A 16,786-nucleotide genomic window follows, 5' to 3' on the forward strand; every position below is an offset into this window, starting at 1 on the left:
CCGCCGGCGCCCTGCGCCTTCGCGCGCCCGTCAGCGTCCGGTGCTGCCCCGGGCGACCAGTGCCTCGGTGACCGCCCGCACGCTGCGCGCGATGTGCTGCAACTGCAGCACCTCCGCCGCGTACAGCTTGATGGTGTGCTCGATGACCGACTCGGGCAGCCCGAGCCGGGGCAGGTCGGCCCGGGCGGTCTGCAGGGCGGTGCGGGCCACCCGGATCTCCTGCTGGACCTGGATCTGCGCGTGGCGGGCGAGCAGCACGGGGTGACGGATCAGCGCGGGGTAGCCGGCGTAGCGGGCCGGGACCAGCTCGCGCAGCCACCTGGCGGCCGAGCGCTCCCAGTCGTAGCTGCCGGGGGTCTTGACCTGGCACGGCCAGTCCGGGCTGATGCGCGTGGTCGTCAGGGGCATGATCATCGCTTCCGGGTGTGCGGCGTCGACGGGGTGGTGCGACGGTGGGGGCGGCCCCGGCCCAGGGGATGACCGGGACCGCCGCGGGCGCTCGCGCAGGCGGTGCCCGACGGAACATCCCGTACGCCGGAGCGGGTAGGAGTCGGCGGCCGGAGATGTTCGCGCAGGTGCGGATGCGGTCCGGGGCGGCCGGGTCGCGATCCGTGAGCAGTATTTATATATGCCATCCACTTTGCAAGACGTATGAAAACATTCATGCCTGCTTTGATGTGGATGGCCCCGTCCGTGCCAACCAATTCACCGGCTTGACCGCGCGGGCGGCTCAGTCCCGCAGGAAGAACTGGTGCTGGTCGGCGACGTGCTCGTACTCCTCGAGCCGGGCCTGCGTCCGCTCGGGGTCGGCGTCGGTCATGGCCTGGAGCAGCGCCGCGCACATCACGCCGGGTGCGGCGTAGGAGTCGAAGACCAGCCGGGACCCGGTGCCCGTGGCGAAGGTCGCGTCGGCCTCGTCCGCGATGGGGCCGAGCGCCAGGTCGGTGATCAGCGCGACCTTCAGCCCGGCATCGCGTGCCACCCGGACGGCTCCCAGGGTCTCGTGGGCATGCCGGGGCATGGAGAAGGCCAGCACCCAGGTGCCGCCCGCCTCCCGGGACTGGAGCAGGGCGTCGTAGGCGACCGTGCCGCCCCGGGTCACCAGGCGCACGTCGGGGTGGACGCGGCGGGCCGCGTAGGCGAAGTACTCGGCGAGGGAGACGGAGATGCGCAGCCCGAGGACGGTGAGCGGTGCCGACGCGGCCAGCTTGCGGCCGATGTCGATCACCCGGTCGGCATCGGCGAAGTCGCGCCGCAGGTTCTCCAGGTTCTCGATCTCGGCATCGACGGCCGCCTGGAGTTCGTTGCCGCGCATCTCCTCGGCCGCACCGGTGCCCCGGCCGCCGAGCGCGATCGCCTGGAGCTGCTCCCGCAGCGCGGGGTAGCCGCTGAAGCCGACCGCCGAGGCGAACCGCGTCACCGACGGCTGGCTCACGCCCACCCGGTCGGCGAGGTCGGTGATCGACAGGAACGCCGCTTCGGTGAGGTGCTCGATCAGGTACTGCGCGATGCGCCGCTGGCCCGGGGAGAGGCGGGGCCGGTCGAAGAGCGTCCTGAGCCGGTAGGTGGGGGAGGCCTCCGTCTCCGGGGCCGCCCGTCCCGAGGTGATCGCCGATGCCTGCGCGCGTGCCTGCTGCGGCGATGGCACGGGTGCGCCTCCTTTGTCTCCCATGTTCCCCACGGAGGTCAACATAGCCCACGGGCCGTGGTCGTCAGGGGCGCGCGACCGGTGGGGATAGCACCGCGCTGTCCGGGAACCCGCCGCCACGGAAGCGACCGCACCGACGAGGAGTCACCGTCATGACCGTCCCGGAAGAGAACCGGCCGAAGACCGACACCACCGACGACGTGCTCGACCGGCGCGAGGAGGAGGCGCCCCGCCCGCCGGGCGGCACCGGCCGGACCATGCGCGAGGCCCTGGAGGAGGCACAGGTCCGCCCCGACGACTACGACGAGCGATGACCGGCCGGTGACCGCGCCACGACCACGGCGCGCCGGCCGGGCGGCCCGACGACGGTCACCCGCCCGCCTCCACGACGGGCAGCGCCGCCGCCGGTACGACGAGGTCCGCGCGGTCCCGGGTCGCGGCGACCAGGCCGGCGTTGCGCTGGTCCGGGCCGTGCACCCAGGCGACCGCGTCCTCGTGGGACTTGCCGAACTCCTCGTGCCGGGCCACCAGCCGGCGGATCCGCTCCGCCTCCTCCAGCTCGCAGAACCACACCTCGTCGAGCCGGGACCGCACTCGTGCCCACGCGCCGGTGCCCAGCAGCAGGTAGTTGCCCTCCGTCACGACCAGCCGCGCCGTCGGCGGCACCGGGACGGCCCCCGCGACCGGCTGCTCCAGCACCCGTTCGAAGCCGGGCGCGTACACGACGTCCCCGTCCGACTCCTCGCGCAGGCGGCGCAGCAGCGCCGCGTACCCGGCCGCGTCGAACGTGTCGGGGGCGCCCTTGCGGCCCCGGCGGCCGAGCCGGTCCAGCTCGGCGTCGGCGAGGTGGAAGCCGTCCATGGGGACGTGCGCGACCCAGGGCTCACCCGTGCCGTTCAGCTCCCGCACCAGCGCCCGGGCGAGCGTCGACTTCCCGGCGCCGGGGCTCCCGGCGACACCGAGGATCGCCCGCCGCCCGTCCCGGGGGAGGGAGCGGGCGCGGGCGAGGAGGTCGTCGAATGTCAGCGGCACACCGCAGAGTGTGTCACCCGACGCCTCTCGAGCACGTCGTGGGCCGTTCCCCCCGATGCACCCGATGGGACCCGCCCCGCCGGGGAACTGGTTCGGGTATGACGAAGCAGCTCGGTCTTCCCGAAGACATCCAGGCCTGCCTCTTCGACCTCGACGGGGTCGTCACCAGGACCGCGGTGGTGCACGCCGCCGCCTGGAAGGAGACGTTCGACGCCTTCCTGCGCGAACGGGACGGCGCGGACTTCCGCCCGTTCACCGACTCCGACTACGACGAGTACGTCGACGGCCGCCCCCGCGCCGACGGCGTCCGCTCCTTCCTCGCCTCCCGCGGCATCGAACTGCCCGAGGGCGACCCGGACGACCCGGCGGACGCGCGCACGGTCAACGGCGTCGGCAACCGCAAGAACGAGCTGCTCCTGGAGAAGATCCGCACCGGCGGCGTGGAGCCGTACGAGGGCACGCTGCGCTACATCGACGCCGTCCGCGCCGCGGGCCTCGCCACCGCGATCGTCTCCTCCAGCGCCAACACCCGGGACGTGCTGCGCGCCATCGACGCCGAGCGCCTGTTCGACGTACGCATCGACGGGGTGGTGGCCCGGACCCGGAAACTCCCCGGCAAACCACGCCCCGACACCTTCCTGGCCGCCGCCCACGACCTCGGCGTCGAGCCGTCCCGTGCCGCCGTCTTCGAGGACGCCCTCGCCGGCATGGACGCGGGCCGCTCCGGACACTTCGGCTACGTCGTCGGCGTCGACCGCGTCGGCCAGAGGGACGCCCTCTACGCCCACGGCGCCGACCGCGTCGTCCAGGACCTCGCCGAACTGGGAGGCCAGGCGTGATCACCAACCGGACGTACGCCGTCGAGCCCTGGTCCGTGCGCGAGACCGCCCTCAACCTCGACCTCCTCGCCCAGAGCGAGTCCGTCTTCGCCCTCTCCAACGGGCACGTCGGCTGGCGCGGCAACCTCGACGAGGGCGAACCCCACGGCCTGCCCGGCAGCTACCTCAACGGCGTGCACGAACTGCACCCGCTGCCGTACGCCGAGGCGGGCTACGGCTACCCCGAGTCCGGCCAGACCGTCATCAACATCACCAACGGCAAACTCCTGCGGCTGCTGGTCGACGACGAACCGTTCGACCTGCGCTACGGACGGCTCGTCACGCACGAACGCATCCTGGACCTGCGGCGCGGGGTGCTGGAGCGGACCTGCGAGTGGACCTCCCCGGCCGGCACGACCGTCCGGGTGCGCTCCACCCGGCTGGTCTCCCTCACCCAGCGGGCCATCGCCGCCGTGCAGTACGAGGTGGAGCCCGTCGACAGCCGCGCCCGGGTGGTCATCCAGTCGGAACTGGTCGCCAACGAGAGCCTGCCCGACCCCGACGGCGACCCGCGCACGGCCAAGGCCCTGCAGGCCCCGCTGGAGCCCGAGGAGCACATGGCCGGCGGGCCCCGGCTGCGACTGGTCCACCGCACCCGGCGCAGCGGCCTGAGGGTCGCGGTGGCCGCCGACCACGACCTCGACGCTCCCGGACAGACCACCACCAACAGCGAGAGCGACACGGACGTGGCCCGTCTGACCATCACTTCCGTGCTGGAGCCGGGACAGCGGCTCAGGGTGCGCAAGACGGTCGCCCACGGCTGGTCGGGCGCCCGGTCCCGGCCCGCGATGAGCGACCAGGTCGAGGCCGCGCTGGCCGCCGCCAATCACAGCGGCTGGGACGGCCTGGTCGCCGAACAGCGGGCCTACCTCGACGACTTCTGGGCCCGGGCGGACGTCGAGGTGCACGGCGACGAGGAGATCCAGCAGGCCGTGCGCTTCGCCCTGTTCCATGTGCTGCAGGCCGGCGCCCGCGCCGAGCAGCGGGCGATTCCGGCCAAGGGACTGACCGGCTCCGGTTACGACGGACACGTCTTCTGGGACACCGAGATGTTCGTGCTGCCCGTGCTGACCTACACCGAGCCCAGGGCCGTCGCCGAGGCGCTGCGCTGGCGCCGGGACACCCTGCCCGCCGCCCGGGACCGCGCGGCCCAGCTCGGACTGCACGGCGCCGCGTTCCCGTGGCGGACGATCGACGGCTCGGAGGGCTCGGCGTACTGGCCGGCCGGCACGGCCGCCTTCCACGTGGGCGCCGACATCGCGCACGCCGTGGTGCGGTACACCGCGGCGACCGGCGACACCGACTTCGAACGCGACACCGGCCTCGAACTCCTCGTGGAGACAGCCCGGTTGTGGCGCTCCCTGGGTCACCACGACCACCACGGCGTCTTCCACATCGACGGCGTCACCGGCCCGGACGAGTACAGTGCCGTCGTCGACGACAACACGTACACCAACCTCATGGCACGGGCCAACCTCCTCGCGGCGGCCGACGCCTGCGAACGCCACCCGGACGACGCGAACCGGCTCGGCGTCGACGACGAGGAGAGCGCCGCCTGGCGGGACGCCGCCGAGTCCGTGAACATCCCCTACAACGAGGAGATCGGCGTCCACGAGCAGCACGCCGGCTTCACCCGCCACCAGCGCTGGGACTTCGCCGGCACCGCCGCCGAGCACTACCCGCTGATGCTGCACTTCCCGTACTTCGACCTCTACCGCAAACAGGTCGTCAAGCAGTCCGACCTGGTGCTGGCCATGTACACCTGCGGCAACTGGTTCGACGCCCACTGCGACGAGGACCAGATCGCCCGCAACTTCGCCTACTACGAGCCGCTGACCGTGCGGGACTCCTCGCTGTCCGCCTGCTGCCAGGCCGTCGTCGCCGCCCAGACGGGACATCTGCGGCTGGCCTACGACTACGCCGCCGAGGCCGCCCTGATGGACCTGGCGGACCTGGAGCACAACACCCGCGACGGACTGCACATCGCCTCGCTCGCCGGTACGTGGATGGCGCTGGTCGCCGGCTTCGGCGGCACCCGGCGCGTCGGCGACAGCCTTCGTTTCACGCCGCGCCTGCCGGAGAAGTTCAGCCGCCTCGCCTTCCGGCTCCAGTTCCGCGGCCGGTGCCTGCGCGTGGAGATCGGCGCCGACAAGGCGACGTACACGCTGCTCACGGGTGATCCCCTGACGATCCACCACCACGGGACCAAGGTGGCGGTGAACGGGAACGGGCCCGTCACGCGTGCCATCCCCGCGCCCAAGTGGCGCCCCACACCCGAACAGCCCCCGCACCGCCGCCCCAACGCCCGCTGAGGGCCGGTTGCGGCTCGACTGGCCGTAATCCACCCTGCGCCTGCGTGGCGGGCGGGTTAGTTTGACCTTGATTTCCGGGATTCCGGGCTCCCGCCACGGGCGGCAGGAGGTGAGGACCGAGTGCCCCGCGAGGCGCGGGGGTGAGGGGTGCACGATGGCCGACGGCACCAATGCCGTTCTCGTCGGCGGACGCCGGGGTGAGCCGGCCACGACGTCCGGTGTCCCCCGGCGCCTGCGCGGCGACGCCCCGCTCGCGGCGGTGGCCGCCGCCTTCACCGTGCTCCAACTGGTCTTCGTCCACCCCGGCATGGGTCTGGGCTGGGACGAGACGGTGTACGTCAGCCAGGTCACCACCCACCACCCCGCCGCGTTCTTCAGCGCGCCCAGGTCCCGCGGTGTCTCCCTGCTGGTGGCGCCCGTGGCGTCCTGGTCGTCCTCCACCGAGCTGCTGCGCGTCTACCTCGCCGTGCTGTCCGGCATCGGCCTGTATCTCGCCCTGCGCGCCTGGAAGGGCCTGTTCCCGGCCCGCGTCCTGGCCACGGCCGGCGCGTTCTTCGCCACCCTGTGGGTGACCCTCTTCTACGGTCCGCAGGCCATGCCCAACTACTGGGTCGCCATCGGCGCCCTCGTCTGCGTCGGCTTTTTCCTGCGATCGTGGCAGGGGCTGTCCGGCCGGGCCGCGCTGTGGGGTGTGGTGGCCGGGGCCGCGCTGATGGCGTGGATGCGGCCCACCGACGCGGTCTGGGTCACCCTGCCCCTGTTCGTCCTCGTCCTCGTGCGCCGCCGCCGGCTGCTGCTGCTCGCCCTCGCGGGCGGCCTCGCCGCCGGGGGAGTGGAGTGGGTGATCGAGGCGTACGGCTGGTACGGCGGCCTCGGGGAGCGGCTCTCCCGGGCCTCCGAGATCCAGGGCGGCCTCGGCTGGAACATCGCCGTCGACGACCAGATGCGCAGCCTGGGCGGGCGGGGCCTGTGCCGCCCGTGCACCGGATCGATGCCGCACCCGGTGGTCACCCTGTGGTGGGTCGTCCTGCCGTTCGTCGCCGTCCTCGGCGTCGTCGCCGCGGTCCGGGCCGGGCGCGCCGCCCGCACCGTGATCCCGTTCGCCTGTGCGGTGACGGCCGCGGCGCCGTACCTGTTCATGATCGGGTACGCGGCGCCCCGCTTCCTGCAGCCCGCCTACGCCCTGCTGGCCGTCCCGGTCGCCGGTGCCCTGTGGCACCTGGTGCGGACGGAGCGCGGCCGGTGGCGGCCGGTGGCGGCGACGGCGGTCGCGCTCGCGGTCGCCGGTCATCTGACGGTGCAGCTCGCGGTCCTCGAGGGCACCGTGGACCGCAACGTCGCCAGCCGCCAGGACTGGGCCCGCGTCGCCGACGAGCTGCACCGGCTCGGCGTCCGCCCGCCCTGCCTGATCACCGGGCACGAGTCCATTCCGATCGGCTACTACACCGGCTGCTCCTCCGGTGCGACCAGCGGCAACAACGAGAACATCACCGCCGGGGAGATCCTGGAGACCGCCCGCCGGATCCCGGTCGCCGACGTCACCGGCCCGGGCGGCACCCCGCCCCGCTACGCCCGCGACTGGACCCCGCACCGCATCACCGACCTGACCATCCGCGTCGCGCCCCCGGGTTAGAGATCGCGTTTCGGGAAACGCGAGACCGGACGACGAGACGACCGAGCCGACGCAGCGCGAGAGGGAGGCAGCGATGGGCACGGACCCGATGGCCGACGACGTGTACCAGCCCACCGGAAGCAACGAGGAGCAGGAGGACGCCGCGCCCCTCGACCTCCAGGACGCCGTCGACGAGCGGAGCTACGACGACACGCTCGACGAGGGGTACTCCCCGCCGGAGAAGCCCCTCGGCGTGACCAAGCACGGCACCACAGCCGCCGAGCAGCACGAGGGCGAGACCCTGGACGAACGGCTGTCCCAGGAGACGCCCGACGTGGCCGCACCGGACGGGGACGGCGTGGGCGACGAGCCCGGCGGCGAGGGCGAACCGGTCGACCCCGAGGCGGGCACCGACCGCTCCGGCCGGCTGGTCGCCCCCGACGAGGGCGTACGCGCCGACACGACCAAGGAGACGATCGCCGACGACGTGGGCATCGACGGCGGAGCCGCAGGCGCCGAAGAGGCCGCCATGCACGTCGTGGAGGACGACACGGCACTGCCGGACGACGAGAAGGACACGCGGTAGGCGCGCAGAAGGGCACAGGGGAGGGGCACAGGGCACGGAGGGGGCGCGGCCGGACCGCCTGGCGGCCCGGCCGCGCCCCCTCGTCCACCGCGGCCCCGGGTCAGGGCAGCAGCTTGTCCATGGCCGCGGGGCCCTCCTCCGCCAGCTTGCGCTTGGCCCATTCGAGGTTCTTCGGGGTGATGTCCCGGCCGGCCGCGAGAACGAGGTCCTCCGGGGCCACGTCCGTGCCGGTGCGGGCGTGGAGCAGGTCGTCCGGGGTGACGCGGTCGTCGCCCGCGCGGGCTTCGGACGCCCGGGAGGCGTCGGGCTGTGACGTAGACATGATCAGTGCTCCTCGCATCCGGATCGCTGCTTCGGTGCCGTGCTGTTATCGGTCCCGAATATCCCGATAACACCATTCAATGCGGAAGCGCGCCGCGCATCCGGAAGGCCCGACGGCCTCAGGGTGCCGTCGGGGGCGAAGGAGCGAGGACGAGCATCGTGACGTCGTCCGCCACGTCCGGGCAGAAGCGCACGAGGTCGGCCCAGACGCGGGCGGGGAGCGCGGCGGCCTCCTCGTCGGCGAAGGCGGCCAGCCGGTCGGCCAGCGGGTAGAAGGCGCCGCCGCCGTCCCGGGCCTCGACCACCCCGTCGGAGGCGAGGAAGAGCCGGTCATCGGGGCGCAGCGACACCCTGCACGCCTCGATCGCGCCCGCGTCCGCGAGCCCCAGCCCGAGCGGCGTCCACGGCGAGACCTCCAGCTCCGTGGCCCGCGCGCCCCGCAGCAGCAGGGGCGGCGGGTTTCCGCAGACCACGACGCGCACGTCCAGGGCGTCGGCGGAGAACTCCAGCAGCGCGGCCGTGGCGAACAGCTCGGCGTGCCGCGTGTCCGCCGAGTCCACCAGCAGCCTGCGGTCGAGCCGCCCCGCCACCCCCGCGAGGTCCGGACGGTCGAGCACCGCCTCCCGGAACGCCCCCAGCAGCGAGGCGACCGTCGACACCGCCGACAGGCCGTGTCCCTGCACGTCGCCCATCACGACGCGCACACCGAAGGGGCCGTCCCGTACGTCGAAGAAGTCGCCCCCGACCAGCGTCCCGCGCTGCGCCGCCCGGTACAGCCCCGCACAGCGCACCGCCCCCACCCGCTCGGGCAGCGGGGGCACGACGGCACGCTGCGCGGCCTCCGCGACCGTGCGTTCCAGACTCAGCTGGGCGTCCCGGCGACTGCGTACGAAGGACACGAAGACGCTGAGCACGGACACGAAGACGATGGTCAGCAGGTCGGCGTCGCCCGGCCGGTCGAGTTGGAAGGCCGGGATGTGCAGCAGCGCGATCACGACGGCGCCCAGCAAGGCGGTCGCCAGCGGGCCGTACGACAGGACGGCCAGCGGTGGGATGGCGCCCAGCAGGAAGCCGACGTCGAGGGGGTCGCGGCTGACGAGCGTCGCCGCGCAGATCGCCACGACGAGAGCCGGCGGCAGCACCCGCACCCAACGGGGCGGCGGAGCCCCGCTCAGCCAGCTCCGCCGCTCCTCGACCGGGCGTGGCGGCAGGTCGGACACCTTGGGCACACCACCACGCTCCTACGCCACCCCGCCCCCCGCACGCCGAGCCGGGGCGGCCCCGGGCCCCCGTGGCATGCTGCTCGGCACGGTGAGCGGCAGCGCGGGCGACGGAGGCGGCGTGGGGGTCGAGGGCGGGATCGGGGAGACCCTGATCGAGGACGCCGACTTCCCGTGGCTGTCGGGCCGATGCAGCGCCGGACCGGCGTTCGGTGCCGTCCGTGACCTGTTGGCCCGCGAACTCGCCCTCGCGGGCCGGCGGCTGACCCCGGTCACCGTCGGTCGGCGAGCAGGGCCTCGACCTCGGCGAGGATCTCGGTGACCCGTAGCCCGAACGCGGCGTCGCACGGGTGGGGCCGCCCGCTCCCGGCGGAGGCGAGGAGCGCGTCCGCGGCCCGCAGGAGAGCGGCCACCGGGCTCTCCGCGCTCTCCGGAAGGAGCCTCACCCCCAACTCCCCGCGCAGCTCCACCGCCGCCCCCGCCGCGGCGGGCGGTGCCGTCAGGCTGAGCGTGAGCGTGCTGGACGCGCCGCCGGTGTGGTCGAGCACCAGATGGACGGTGTCCCCGGGGCCCGGCGCCGCCGCCACCACCCGCCGGGCGTCACCGAGGACCGGCAGCAGCACGGACAGGGCGTGCGGCCCCACGTCCCACAGGGCGCCCTTCTCGCGGCGCCACGGCGACTTCGCGAACGGACTGTCACCGGAGAACAGGGCGCCGAGCCACTGCGCCCGCGCCGTGAACCAGCCGCCCCCGGCCGCCTGCTCGGTGATCCACGCCTCCGTCTCGGACTGGAACCGGGTGGTGAAGAAGACGACCGAGGCGACGCCCGCCGCCCGCACCGCCTCGACCACCGCCCGCCCCTGCGCCACCGTGGCGGCGAGCGGCTTGTCGAGCAGCAGGTGGCACCCGGACCGCGCCGCGCGCACCGCCAGCTCTGCCTGCACGGCCGGGGGCAGCGCGACGGCGACGGCCTCCACGTCGGCGAGCAGGGCGTCCACGTCGTCGTAGGCATGGGTGCCGTGCCGGTCGGCCAGCTCCTTGGCGGCGTCCGGGCGGCGCCCCCACACACCCACGAAGTCCAGCTCGTCGTGGCGGCGCAGGGCGGGGGCGTGCGCCATGTCCGCCCACGGGCCGGTGCCGAGCAGTCCGATGCGCATGCCGTCGCCTCTCCACGGGTGCCGGCCCCGATCCGGGGCAGGCCTGCTGACCTGCTGACCTTGCACGTGCCGACCGGCGGGGCCGGCCGGTCGACGCCGAGCGTGTCAACGTACGGGGCTCCGGCGCAAGACCGCGCGTCCCGGCACACACCGGGCCGGCGGCCTGTCCGGCCCAGGACGCTCGCGCGCACCCTCCCGGCAGCGGTGGCCCACCCCAAGGCATCCCGGCCGCGGGCGGCCGCGGTACGCCCACGGCGGTTCACCGCCGGCCCGCCGGCCCGGCCCACCCGGCCGTCCCGGCCCGGTCCCTCAGCCTCGCTCCATCGCCCCGCGCGTCGTACGAGACCGGTGATTCTGCCGATCCCCTGCACCGCACCGCCCGCCCACAGTGGCACCGCCAGCTCATCGGCGACGCCCGTGCGGTGGATGTCCCGGGACGCGACCCCACGCGTTCCGGGCCGTGTGCGACCACCGGCCGGGCCCCTCGCCACGACAGAGAGGACCCCTCCTCGTGGAGCAGAACCCCCACACCCACGCAGCGCGTCCGGCGTCCGGCGGAACGCGGCGGCGGCTCGCCGGCGTCACGGCGGTGGTCGCCGCCGTCGTCGCGCTCAGCACCCTCACCGGCCCCGGCGCCCAGGCCGCCGACAACCCGTACGAGCGCGGCCCGGCGCCCACCGAGTCGAGCATCGAGGCCCTGCGCGGCCCGTACTCCGTGGCGGACACCAGCGTCTCCTCGCTCGCGGTCACCGGCTTCGGCGGCGGCACGATCTACTACCCGACCAGCACCAGCGACGGCACGTTCGGCGCCGTCGTCATCGCACCCGGCTTCACCGCGTACCAGTCCTCCATGGCCTGGCTCGGTCCGCGACTGGCCTCGCAGGGCTTCGTCGTGTTCACCATCGACACCAACACCACGCTGGACCAGCCCGACTCCCGAGGCCGGCAACTGCTGGCCGCCCTGGACTACCTCACCGAGCGCAGCTCCGTGCGCACCCGCATCGACAGCAGCCGGCTCGGCGTCATGGGCCACTCGATGGGCGGCGGCGGCACCCTGGAGGCCGCCAAGTCCCGGCCCTCGCTCCAGGCCGCCATTCCCCTCACCCCCTGGAACCTCGACAAGTCCTGGCCCGAGGTCAGCACCCCGACGCTGATCGTGGGAGCGGACGGCGACACGATCGCCCCCGTCGCCTCCCACGCCGAGCCCTTCTACTCCAGCCTGCCGTCCGGGACGGACCGCGCCTACCTGGAGCTGAACAACGGCACCCACTTCTCGCCGAACACGTCGAACACGACGATCGCGAAGTACAGCATTTCCTGGCTCAAGCGGTTCATCGACAACGACACCCGCTACGAGCAGTTCCTGTGTCCGCTGCCGCGGCCGAGCCTGACCATCGAGGAGTACCGGGGCAACTGCCCGCACGGCTCCTGACACGCGCACGGCACCAACCGGCGGCGGTCGCGGCACCCGGCGGCCGCCGCCGGCGCGGACTGTGCGGCCGCACGGCCCCGGGCCCGGACCGCTGGGCAACGGCACAGTGCATGACCCACCCGTGCGGTACACACCCGCAGGTGACGCCGCCGACGCCGCACCGGGGCACGGCGGACCGACACCTTCCGCGGGAGGTTACGCGCGCGTAACCTCCCGGGGATGACCGGAGAGACGACCGTACGTACGGCCGTGCGGATCCACGGCCAGCGCGCGCAACGGCAGGCGGTGCGCGCGCTGTTGGACGGACTGCGCACCCGCGCCGGCCACCTCGTGGTGACCGGCGAACCCGGACTCGGCCGGACCGCCCTGCTCCAGTGGGCCGCCCGCACCTTCCGGGCCGGTCCCGTACTGCACCTCGGGCCCCGACCGGAGCACAGCCCCGAAGCCACCGCCGACGAACTGCTCGGCACCCTGCGGGCGGCGGCCTTGGAGAGACCCCTGCTGGTGTGCGTCGACGACGCCCATCTGTGGGACGCCCCCGCCCGCGCCGCGCTGGGCCGCGTCGCCGAGCGCCTGCACGGCGCGGGCCGGGTCGCGCTGCTCCTCTCCGTCGCCGGGCACCGCGCCGTCGCCCCCGAGTACGCCCACCTGCCCGTGGTCCGCCTGGACCCGCTGACAGCGCCCCAGGCCGACGCCCTGCTCGACGAGGTGACCGACGGCACCGCCGACCCGGCCGTCCGGGAGGAACTGCTGGCCGAGGCGGAGGGCAACCCCGCCCTGCTCCGCGCCCTCGTCCGCCGGCTCTCACCCGCCGAACTGCGCGGTCACCAGCCCCTGCCCAGACCCCTGGCCGACGCCGGGACCCTGGCGGAGGTGGCGGGCGGTGCCCTGACCGGCCTCGGCGCGGACGCGCGGGACCTGCTGCTGACGGTGGCGGCGGCCGTGCGGGCGGCGGACGGACCGGACGTCGACGCCGCCCTGGTCCTCGACGCCGTACGGCGACTGCGGCCCCCCGGCGCGCTGCCCGCCGCGCCGGCCACCGCGCCGGCCCCACCTCTGGAACCGCCTCCCGCGCCGCTCGCCCTGGCCGACGACCGGCTCCGCTTCCACAGCCCCCTGGTCGGCCGCACGGTTCACGCCACCGCCGCGCCGGACCGGCGCCGCGCCGCGCACCGCGCGCTGGCCGACGCGCTGGAGGCCGACGGCGGGGGGCTCCCGGGGCTGCTCCACCGCTCCTGGTCGCTGACCGGACCGGCGCCCGCGCCGCCGCTCGCGGACCGGCTGGCGGCGGTGGCGGCCGACGGCACGGTGCCCGCCCCGTACCGGCTGCGCGCGACGGCGTACGCCCGTGCCGCCGAGCTGACGGCCGACGGCCCGGCCCGGGCGGAGCGGTACACGGCCGCGGCCGAGCAGGCCCTGCTCGCCGGCCGCCCCGACCGGGCCCGCCCCCTGCTCGCCGCGGCCCGCGGCTGCGCCGCGCCGGCGGTCGTACGAGGGCGGGCGGAACTGGTGCGCGGCCTCACGGAACTCCGGGACGGCCCCGTCGGCGACGCCCACCAGTCGCTGCTGCTGGCCGCCTCCCTGCTCGCCGCGGACGCCCCCGCCGACGCCGCGACCGCCGCCCTGGCCGCTGCCGACGCCGCCTGGGCGGCGGGAGACCTGCCCGCGTGCCTGGCCACGCTCGCCCCCGACCCGCCCCACCGCACCGAGACCGCGGCACCCCGGCACCCCGCGGCGCCCGTGGCCACCGCCGTGCGCGACCATCGCGACGGCATGCGGGCGTTGCTCGAAGGGCGGCTCGACCGCGCCGCCGTACCGCTGGGACAGGTGGTGGAGCGGGCCAGGACCGACGACCGCCCCGAGGGGCTGCTGCGGTCGGCGGCGGCCGCACTGCTCCTCGGGGACGTGGACGCCGCCCGCCGGGCCGGGGCGCGGGCGCTGGCCGCCGCCCGGCAGTCCGGGTCGGACGCGCTGGTGCCGCAGGCGCTGGAGTACCTCGCCTACGCCGAACTGCGCGCCGGCCGGCACCCGCAGGCGCGTGCCCACGCGGAGGAGGGGCTGCGCACCTCGCTGCGGGCGGGCCAGCGCAACACGGCGGCCCACCACCGGGGCGTACTGGCCCTCGCGGCGTCGATCGAGGAGGAACCGGAGGTCGTCGCCCGGCATGTGACGGCCGCGCTGACTACCGCACGGCGGCACGGACTGGCCCAGGCGGCCACCCTGGCCCAGTGGGCGGTGGCTCGGGCCGACCTCGGCCGGGGGCGCCCACTGGACGCGGCCGACCGGCTCGGGCTCCTGGTCCTGCCCGGACCCGGCCGCGGACACTTCGCGGTGTGGCGGCTCGCCGTGCCCTGTTTCGTGGAGGCCGCGGTCCTCGCCGGACGCCACGAGGACACCCGTGAGGTCCTCACCGACTTCGCCGGCTGGGCGGCGTTCGGCGCCGATCCGCAGGCTGCCGCGCAGCTGGCCCGCTGCCACGCCCTCCTCGCCCCGCCCGACCGCGCCGACGACCTCTACCGGCACGCGCTCGCCCGGCACGACGAGGCGGGCGGCGACTTCGAACGGGCCCGCACCGCGCTGCTGTACGGCAAGTGGCTGCGCCGGCGCCGCAGACCGCGCGAGGCCCGCGGCCGGCTCGGCACCGCCCTGGCCGGCTTCGAGCGCTGCGGCGCCGGCGTCTGGGCGGCACAGGCACGCGGCGAGCTGCGGGCGCTGGGAGCGGCCCCGCAGCAGGAGGGCGCCGGACCACGGAAGGGCGGCGGAGCGCTGACCCGCCTGACGCCCCAGCAACTGCGCATCGCGCGGCACGTCGCCGAGGGCGCCACCAACCGGGAGGTCGCGCTGACCCTGGCGGTGAGCACCCGCACCGTCGACTACCACCTCCGCAAGGTCTTCGCCGCCCTCGGCGTACGGTCCCGCCTGGAGCTGGCCCGCATGGTCGAGCAGGCCGAACAGGCCCGAGGGGCCGAAAAGACCGGTGCGCAACCCTAGGGCCTGTCGCCAAATTCCCGCGGCTTCGCTCGAGCGGGGGGACCCCCCATCGAGGGCGTTCCGGCGCCTTGCGATCGCATGCACCGGACTCCGCCGGGCCGGCCCTCCGGGCGGACGACGGAAATTTGACGACAGGGCCTAGGGACCGACCGGACGGTATGCCATCCTTCGGGCAGGACGAGTCAGGGGGCAGGCCCGGCGCGGGCGGGACAGCCCGTCGCGGGGCGCCCCCGCAAGCCCTGACCCGGGGAGGACCGCGATGCAGCAAGCCGTACGGTCACGAGCAGCGATCCGCGGCGGGCTGACGCCCGTCCCACGGCCGCGGACACCGAGCGTCGCGTCGTTGATGGACGCCGACGCCCTGCGGGTACTGCACCGGGCCGCCCGCGCCCTGCTCGACGACCTGCCCGACCTGACCGACCGGCTCGTGGCGCTGTTGCAGGAGCAGGAGCCGGCGTACCGCGCGGCCCTCACCAAGGACCCCTCCGCCACCTGGCAGGAGGCCCACCGCTCGCTGCGGCACAGCGTGACCTCGCTGCTCGACCCCCGCGGCGCCCGGGACGCCGCCCGCCGCTGCTCCTGGCGGATCGGCGCCACCCGCGCCGAGCACGGCCTCCCGCTGGACGCCCTGCTGCACGCCTTCCGGCTCGGCGGCTCCCTGGTGTGGCAGCGGCTGGTCGAGGAGACCTCCAAGGCCGCCCCCGAGGACGTACGCCTCCTCGTCCACGTGGCCGCCGACGTGTGGAACTTCGTCGACGAGCACTGCACGCTCGTCGCGGACGCCTACCGGCAGACCGAGTGGCAGCTGAGCCGGCGCCGCGAGAACCGCGCCCGGCTGCTGGCGGCCGGCCTGCTCGACGGCACCAGCCGCATCGCCGACCTGCCCGAGACCGCCCAGGCCCTGGGACTGCCGGAGCAGGGCCGGTACGTCGTCGTCGCCGTCACCGGCGGACACCCCGCCCGCCCCGACGCCGCCCGCGCCGCCGCCGTACCGTCCGGCACCCGAGTCCACTGGCACGCCGGGGCGGAGGTCGACTACGGCATCGTCCTGCTGGACGCCGATCAGGACGAGCTCGTGCCGCCGGAGTGGGCGGAGGGGCGGGAGGGGGTGGCACAGGGGCCCGGGCCCGGACCGCGCTTCGTGGCTCCCGGCCTCCGGATCGGCGTCGGCAACCCCGTCGAGGGGCTCGCCGCCGTCGGCGACGCCCGCCGGTCCGCCGACACCGCGCTGGACATCTGTCCCGAGGACGGCGGCACGGTGCGGCTCGCCGACCACCTCCCCGCCGCCCTGGTCGTCTCCAGCCCCGGACTCGGCCGGGCCCTCGCCGGGAAGGTCCTCGGTCCGCTGCTGCGCCTGGAGCCCGCCGACCGGGAGGTGCTGCTGGACACCCTCACGACGTGGCTCGACTGCGACGGCTCGGCGCAGCGGGCGGGCGAGCGCCTCTACTGCCACCGCAACACCGTGCTCAACCGCCTCCGCCGCTGCGAACAACTCACCGGCCGCTCCCTGGCCCGCCCGGCCGACGTCGTCGAGATCACCCTGGCCCTGACCGCGAGGCGCGTACTGCGCGACTGACACGGGCGAAGACCCGGGTCG

The 16,786-nt window shown here is 75.1% G+C and carries 14 protein-coding genes; 8 read left to right on the forward strand and 6 right to left on the reverse strand.

Going from position 1 to position 16,786, the window contains the following annotated elements; translation table 11 throughout:
• Positions 1-30 precede the first annotated feature (30 nt).
• Together ACIGO6_RS07350 and ACIGO6_RS07355 are read right to left on the reverse strand one after the other, a co-directional pair.
• Positions 31-414: a hypothetical protein gene (locus ACIGO6_RS07350; protein ID WP_399872567.1), complete on the reverse strand. Its 384-nt coding sequence runs from the start codon at positions 412-414 to the stop codon at positions 31-33.
• Positions 415-730: 316 nt separating this feature from the next.
• Positions 731-1,672: a MurR/RpiR family transcriptional regulator gene (locus ACIGO6_RS07355; protein WP_399872569.1), complete on the reverse strand. Its 942-nt coding sequence runs from the start codon at positions 1,670-1,672 to the stop codon at positions 731-733.
• A 128-nt stretch (positions 1,673-1,800) separates the two neighbouring features.
• Between ACIGO6_RS07355 and ACIGO6_RS07360 the strand changes: the two genes are divergently transcribed.
• The gene (locus tag ACIGO6_RS07360) at positions 1,801-1,962 is read left to right on the forward strand and encodes a hypothetical protein (RefSeq protein ID WP_399872572.1); all 162 of its coding nucleotides are present in this window, start codon (positions 1,801-1,803) and stop codon (positions 1,960-1,962) included.
• A 55-nt stretch (positions 1,963-2,017) separates the two neighbouring features.
• On the opposite strand, the gene ACIGO6_RS07365 is transcribed toward ACIGO6_RS07360, so the two are convergent.
• Complete coding sequence (locus ACIGO6_RS07365) at positions 2,018-2,680, reverse strand: nucleoside/nucleotide kinase family protein (protein WP_399872575.1); 663 nt, start codon at positions 2,678-2,680, stop codon at positions 2,018-2,020.
• A gap of 98 nt (positions 2,681-2,778) precedes the next feature.
• Here ACIGO6_RS07365 and ACIGO6_RS07370 point away from each other — a divergent pair, with 98 nt between their 5' ends.
• The 4 genes from ACIGO6_RS07370 (at position 2,779) to ACIGO6_RS07385 (ending at position 8,068) form a co-directional block, all read left to right on the forward strand.
• Positions 2,779-3,519 carry a beta-phosphoglucomutase family hydrolase gene (locus ACIGO6_RS07370; protein ID WP_399872578.1) on the forward strand — a complete coding sequence of 247 codons (741 nt, stop codon included), beginning with the start codon at positions 2,779-2,781 and terminating at the stop codon, positions 3,517-3,519.
• Complete coding sequence (locus tag ACIGO6_RS07375; protein ID WP_399872581.1) at positions 3,516-5,870, forward strand: glycoside hydrolase family 65 protein; 2,355 nt, start codon at positions 3,516-3,518, stop codon at positions 5,868-5,870. The genes ACIGO6_RS07370 and ACIGO6_RS07375 overlap by 4 nt, the downstream gene beginning before the upstream one ends.
• Before the next feature lie 154 nt (positions 5,871-6,024).
• Positions 6,025-7,503 carry a hypothetical protein gene (locus ACIGO6_RS07380; RefSeq protein ID WP_399872583.1) on the forward strand — a complete coding sequence of 493 codons (1,479 nt, stop codon included), beginning with the start codon at positions 6,025-6,027 and terminating at the stop codon, positions 7,501-7,503.
• A 73-nt stretch (positions 7,504-7,576) separates the two neighbouring features.
• Positions 7,577-8,068 carry a DUF5709 domain-containing protein gene (locus ACIGO6_RS07385; RefSeq protein WP_399872586.1) on the forward strand — a complete coding sequence of 164 codons (492 nt, stop codon included), beginning with the start codon at positions 7,577-7,579 and terminating at the stop codon, positions 8,066-8,068.
• Between the two features lie 100 nt (positions 8,069-8,168).
• Here the strand turns inward: ACIGO6_RS07385 and ACIGO6_RS07390 are convergent, their stop codons facing one another.
• The 3 genes from ACIGO6_RS07390 to ACIGO6_RS07400 all read right to left on the reverse strand — a co-directional run bounded on the left by ACIGO6_RS07390 (position 8,169) and on the right by ACIGO6_RS07400 (position 10,766).
• Positions 8,169-8,390 carry a hypothetical protein gene (locus ACIGO6_RS07390; protein ID WP_399872588.1) on the reverse strand — a complete coding sequence of 74 codons (222 nt, stop codon included), beginning with the start codon at positions 8,388-8,390 and terminating at the stop codon, positions 8,169-8,171.
• A gap of 118 nt (positions 8,391-8,508) precedes the next feature.
• Positions 8,509-9,618: a PP2C family protein-serine/threonine phosphatase gene (locus ACIGO6_RS07395; RefSeq protein WP_399872591.1), complete on the reverse strand. Its 1,110-nt coding sequence runs from the start codon at positions 9,616-9,618 to the stop codon at positions 8,509-8,511.
• Between the two features lie 263 nt (positions 9,619-9,881).
• Positions 9,882-10,766 carry a Gfo/Idh/MocA family protein gene (locus tag ACIGO6_RS07400; protein WP_399872593.1) on the reverse strand — a complete coding sequence of 295 codons (885 nt, stop codon included), beginning with the start codon at positions 10,764-10,766 and terminating at the stop codon, positions 9,882-9,884.
• 511 nt (positions 10,767-11,277) lie between these two features.
• On the opposite strand from ACIGO6_RS07400, the gene ACIGO6_RS07405 reads away from it, so the two are divergent.
• The 3 genes from ACIGO6_RS07405 (at position 11,278) to ACIGO6_RS07415 (ending at position 16,765) form a co-directional block, all read left to right on the forward strand.
• Complete coding sequence (locus tag ACIGO6_RS07405) at positions 11,278-12,198, forward strand: alpha/beta hydrolase family protein (protein WP_399872596.1); 921 nt, start codon at positions 11,278-11,280, stop codon at positions 12,196-12,198.
• 219 nt (positions 12,199-12,417) lie between these two features.
• Positions 12,418-15,189, forward strand: coding sequence for a LuxR C-terminal-related transcriptional regulator (locus ACIGO6_RS07410; RefSeq protein ID WP_399872598.1), 2,772 nt, complete (start codon positions 12,418-12,420; stop codon positions 15,187-15,189).
• A gap of 259 nt (positions 15,190-15,448) precedes the next feature.
• Positions 15,449-16,765 carry a PucR family transcriptional regulator gene (locus tag ACIGO6_RS07415; RefSeq protein WP_399872600.1) on the forward strand — a complete coding sequence of 439 codons (1,317 nt, stop codon included), beginning with the start codon at positions 15,449-15,451 and terminating at the stop codon, positions 16,763-16,765.
• Positions 16,766-16,786: the final 21 nt, after the last annotated feature.

The sequence above is a fragment of the Streptomyces sp. NPDC053750 genome (assembly GCF_044544295.1).
Lineage (GTDB): Bacteria > Actinomycetota > Actinomycetes > Streptomycetales > Streptomycetaceae > Streptomyces.

Bases quoted from the DNA above. Each gene is read 5' to 3' on its own strand.
- ACIGO6_RS07350 (WP_399872567.1), bottom strand. From the start codon at position 414: ATGATCATGCCCCTGACGACCACGCGCATCAGCCCGGACTGGCCGTGC.
- ACIGO6_RS07355 (WP_399872569.1), bottom strand. From the start codon at position 1,672: ATGGGAGACAAAGGAGGCGCACCCGTGCCATCGCCGCAGCAGGCACGC.
- ACIGO6_RS07360 (WP_399872572.1), top strand. From the start codon at position 1,801: ATGACCGTCCCGGAAGAGAACCGGCCGAAGACCGACACCACCGACGAC.
- ACIGO6_RS07370 (WP_399872578.1), top strand. From the start codon at position 2,779: ATGACGAAGCAGCTCGGTCTTCCCGAAGACATCCAGGCCTGCCTCTTC.
- ACIGO6_RS07380 (WP_399872583.1), top strand. From the start codon at position 6,025: ATGGCCGACGGCACCAATGCCGTTCTCGTCGGCGGACGCCGGGGTGAG.
- ACIGO6_RS07385 (WP_399872586.1), top strand. From the start codon at position 7,577: ATGGGCACGGACCCGATGGCCGACGACGTGTACCAGCCCACCGGAAGC.
- ACIGO6_RS07390 (WP_399872588.1), bottom strand. From the start codon at position 8,390: ATGTCTACGTCACAGCCCGACGCCTCCCGGGCGTCCGAAGCCCGCGCG.
- ACIGO6_RS07400 (WP_399872593.1), bottom strand. From the start codon at position 10,766: ATGCGCATCGGACTGCTCGGCACCGGCCCGTGGGCGGACATGGCGCAC.
- ACIGO6_RS07410 (WP_399872598.1), top strand. From the start codon at position 12,418: ATGACCGGAGAGACGACCGTACGTACGGCCGTGCGGATCCACGGCCAG.
- ACIGO6_RS07415 (WP_399872600.1), top strand. From the start codon at position 15,449: ATGCAGCAAGCCGTACGGTCACGAGCAGCGATCCGCGGCGGGCTGACG.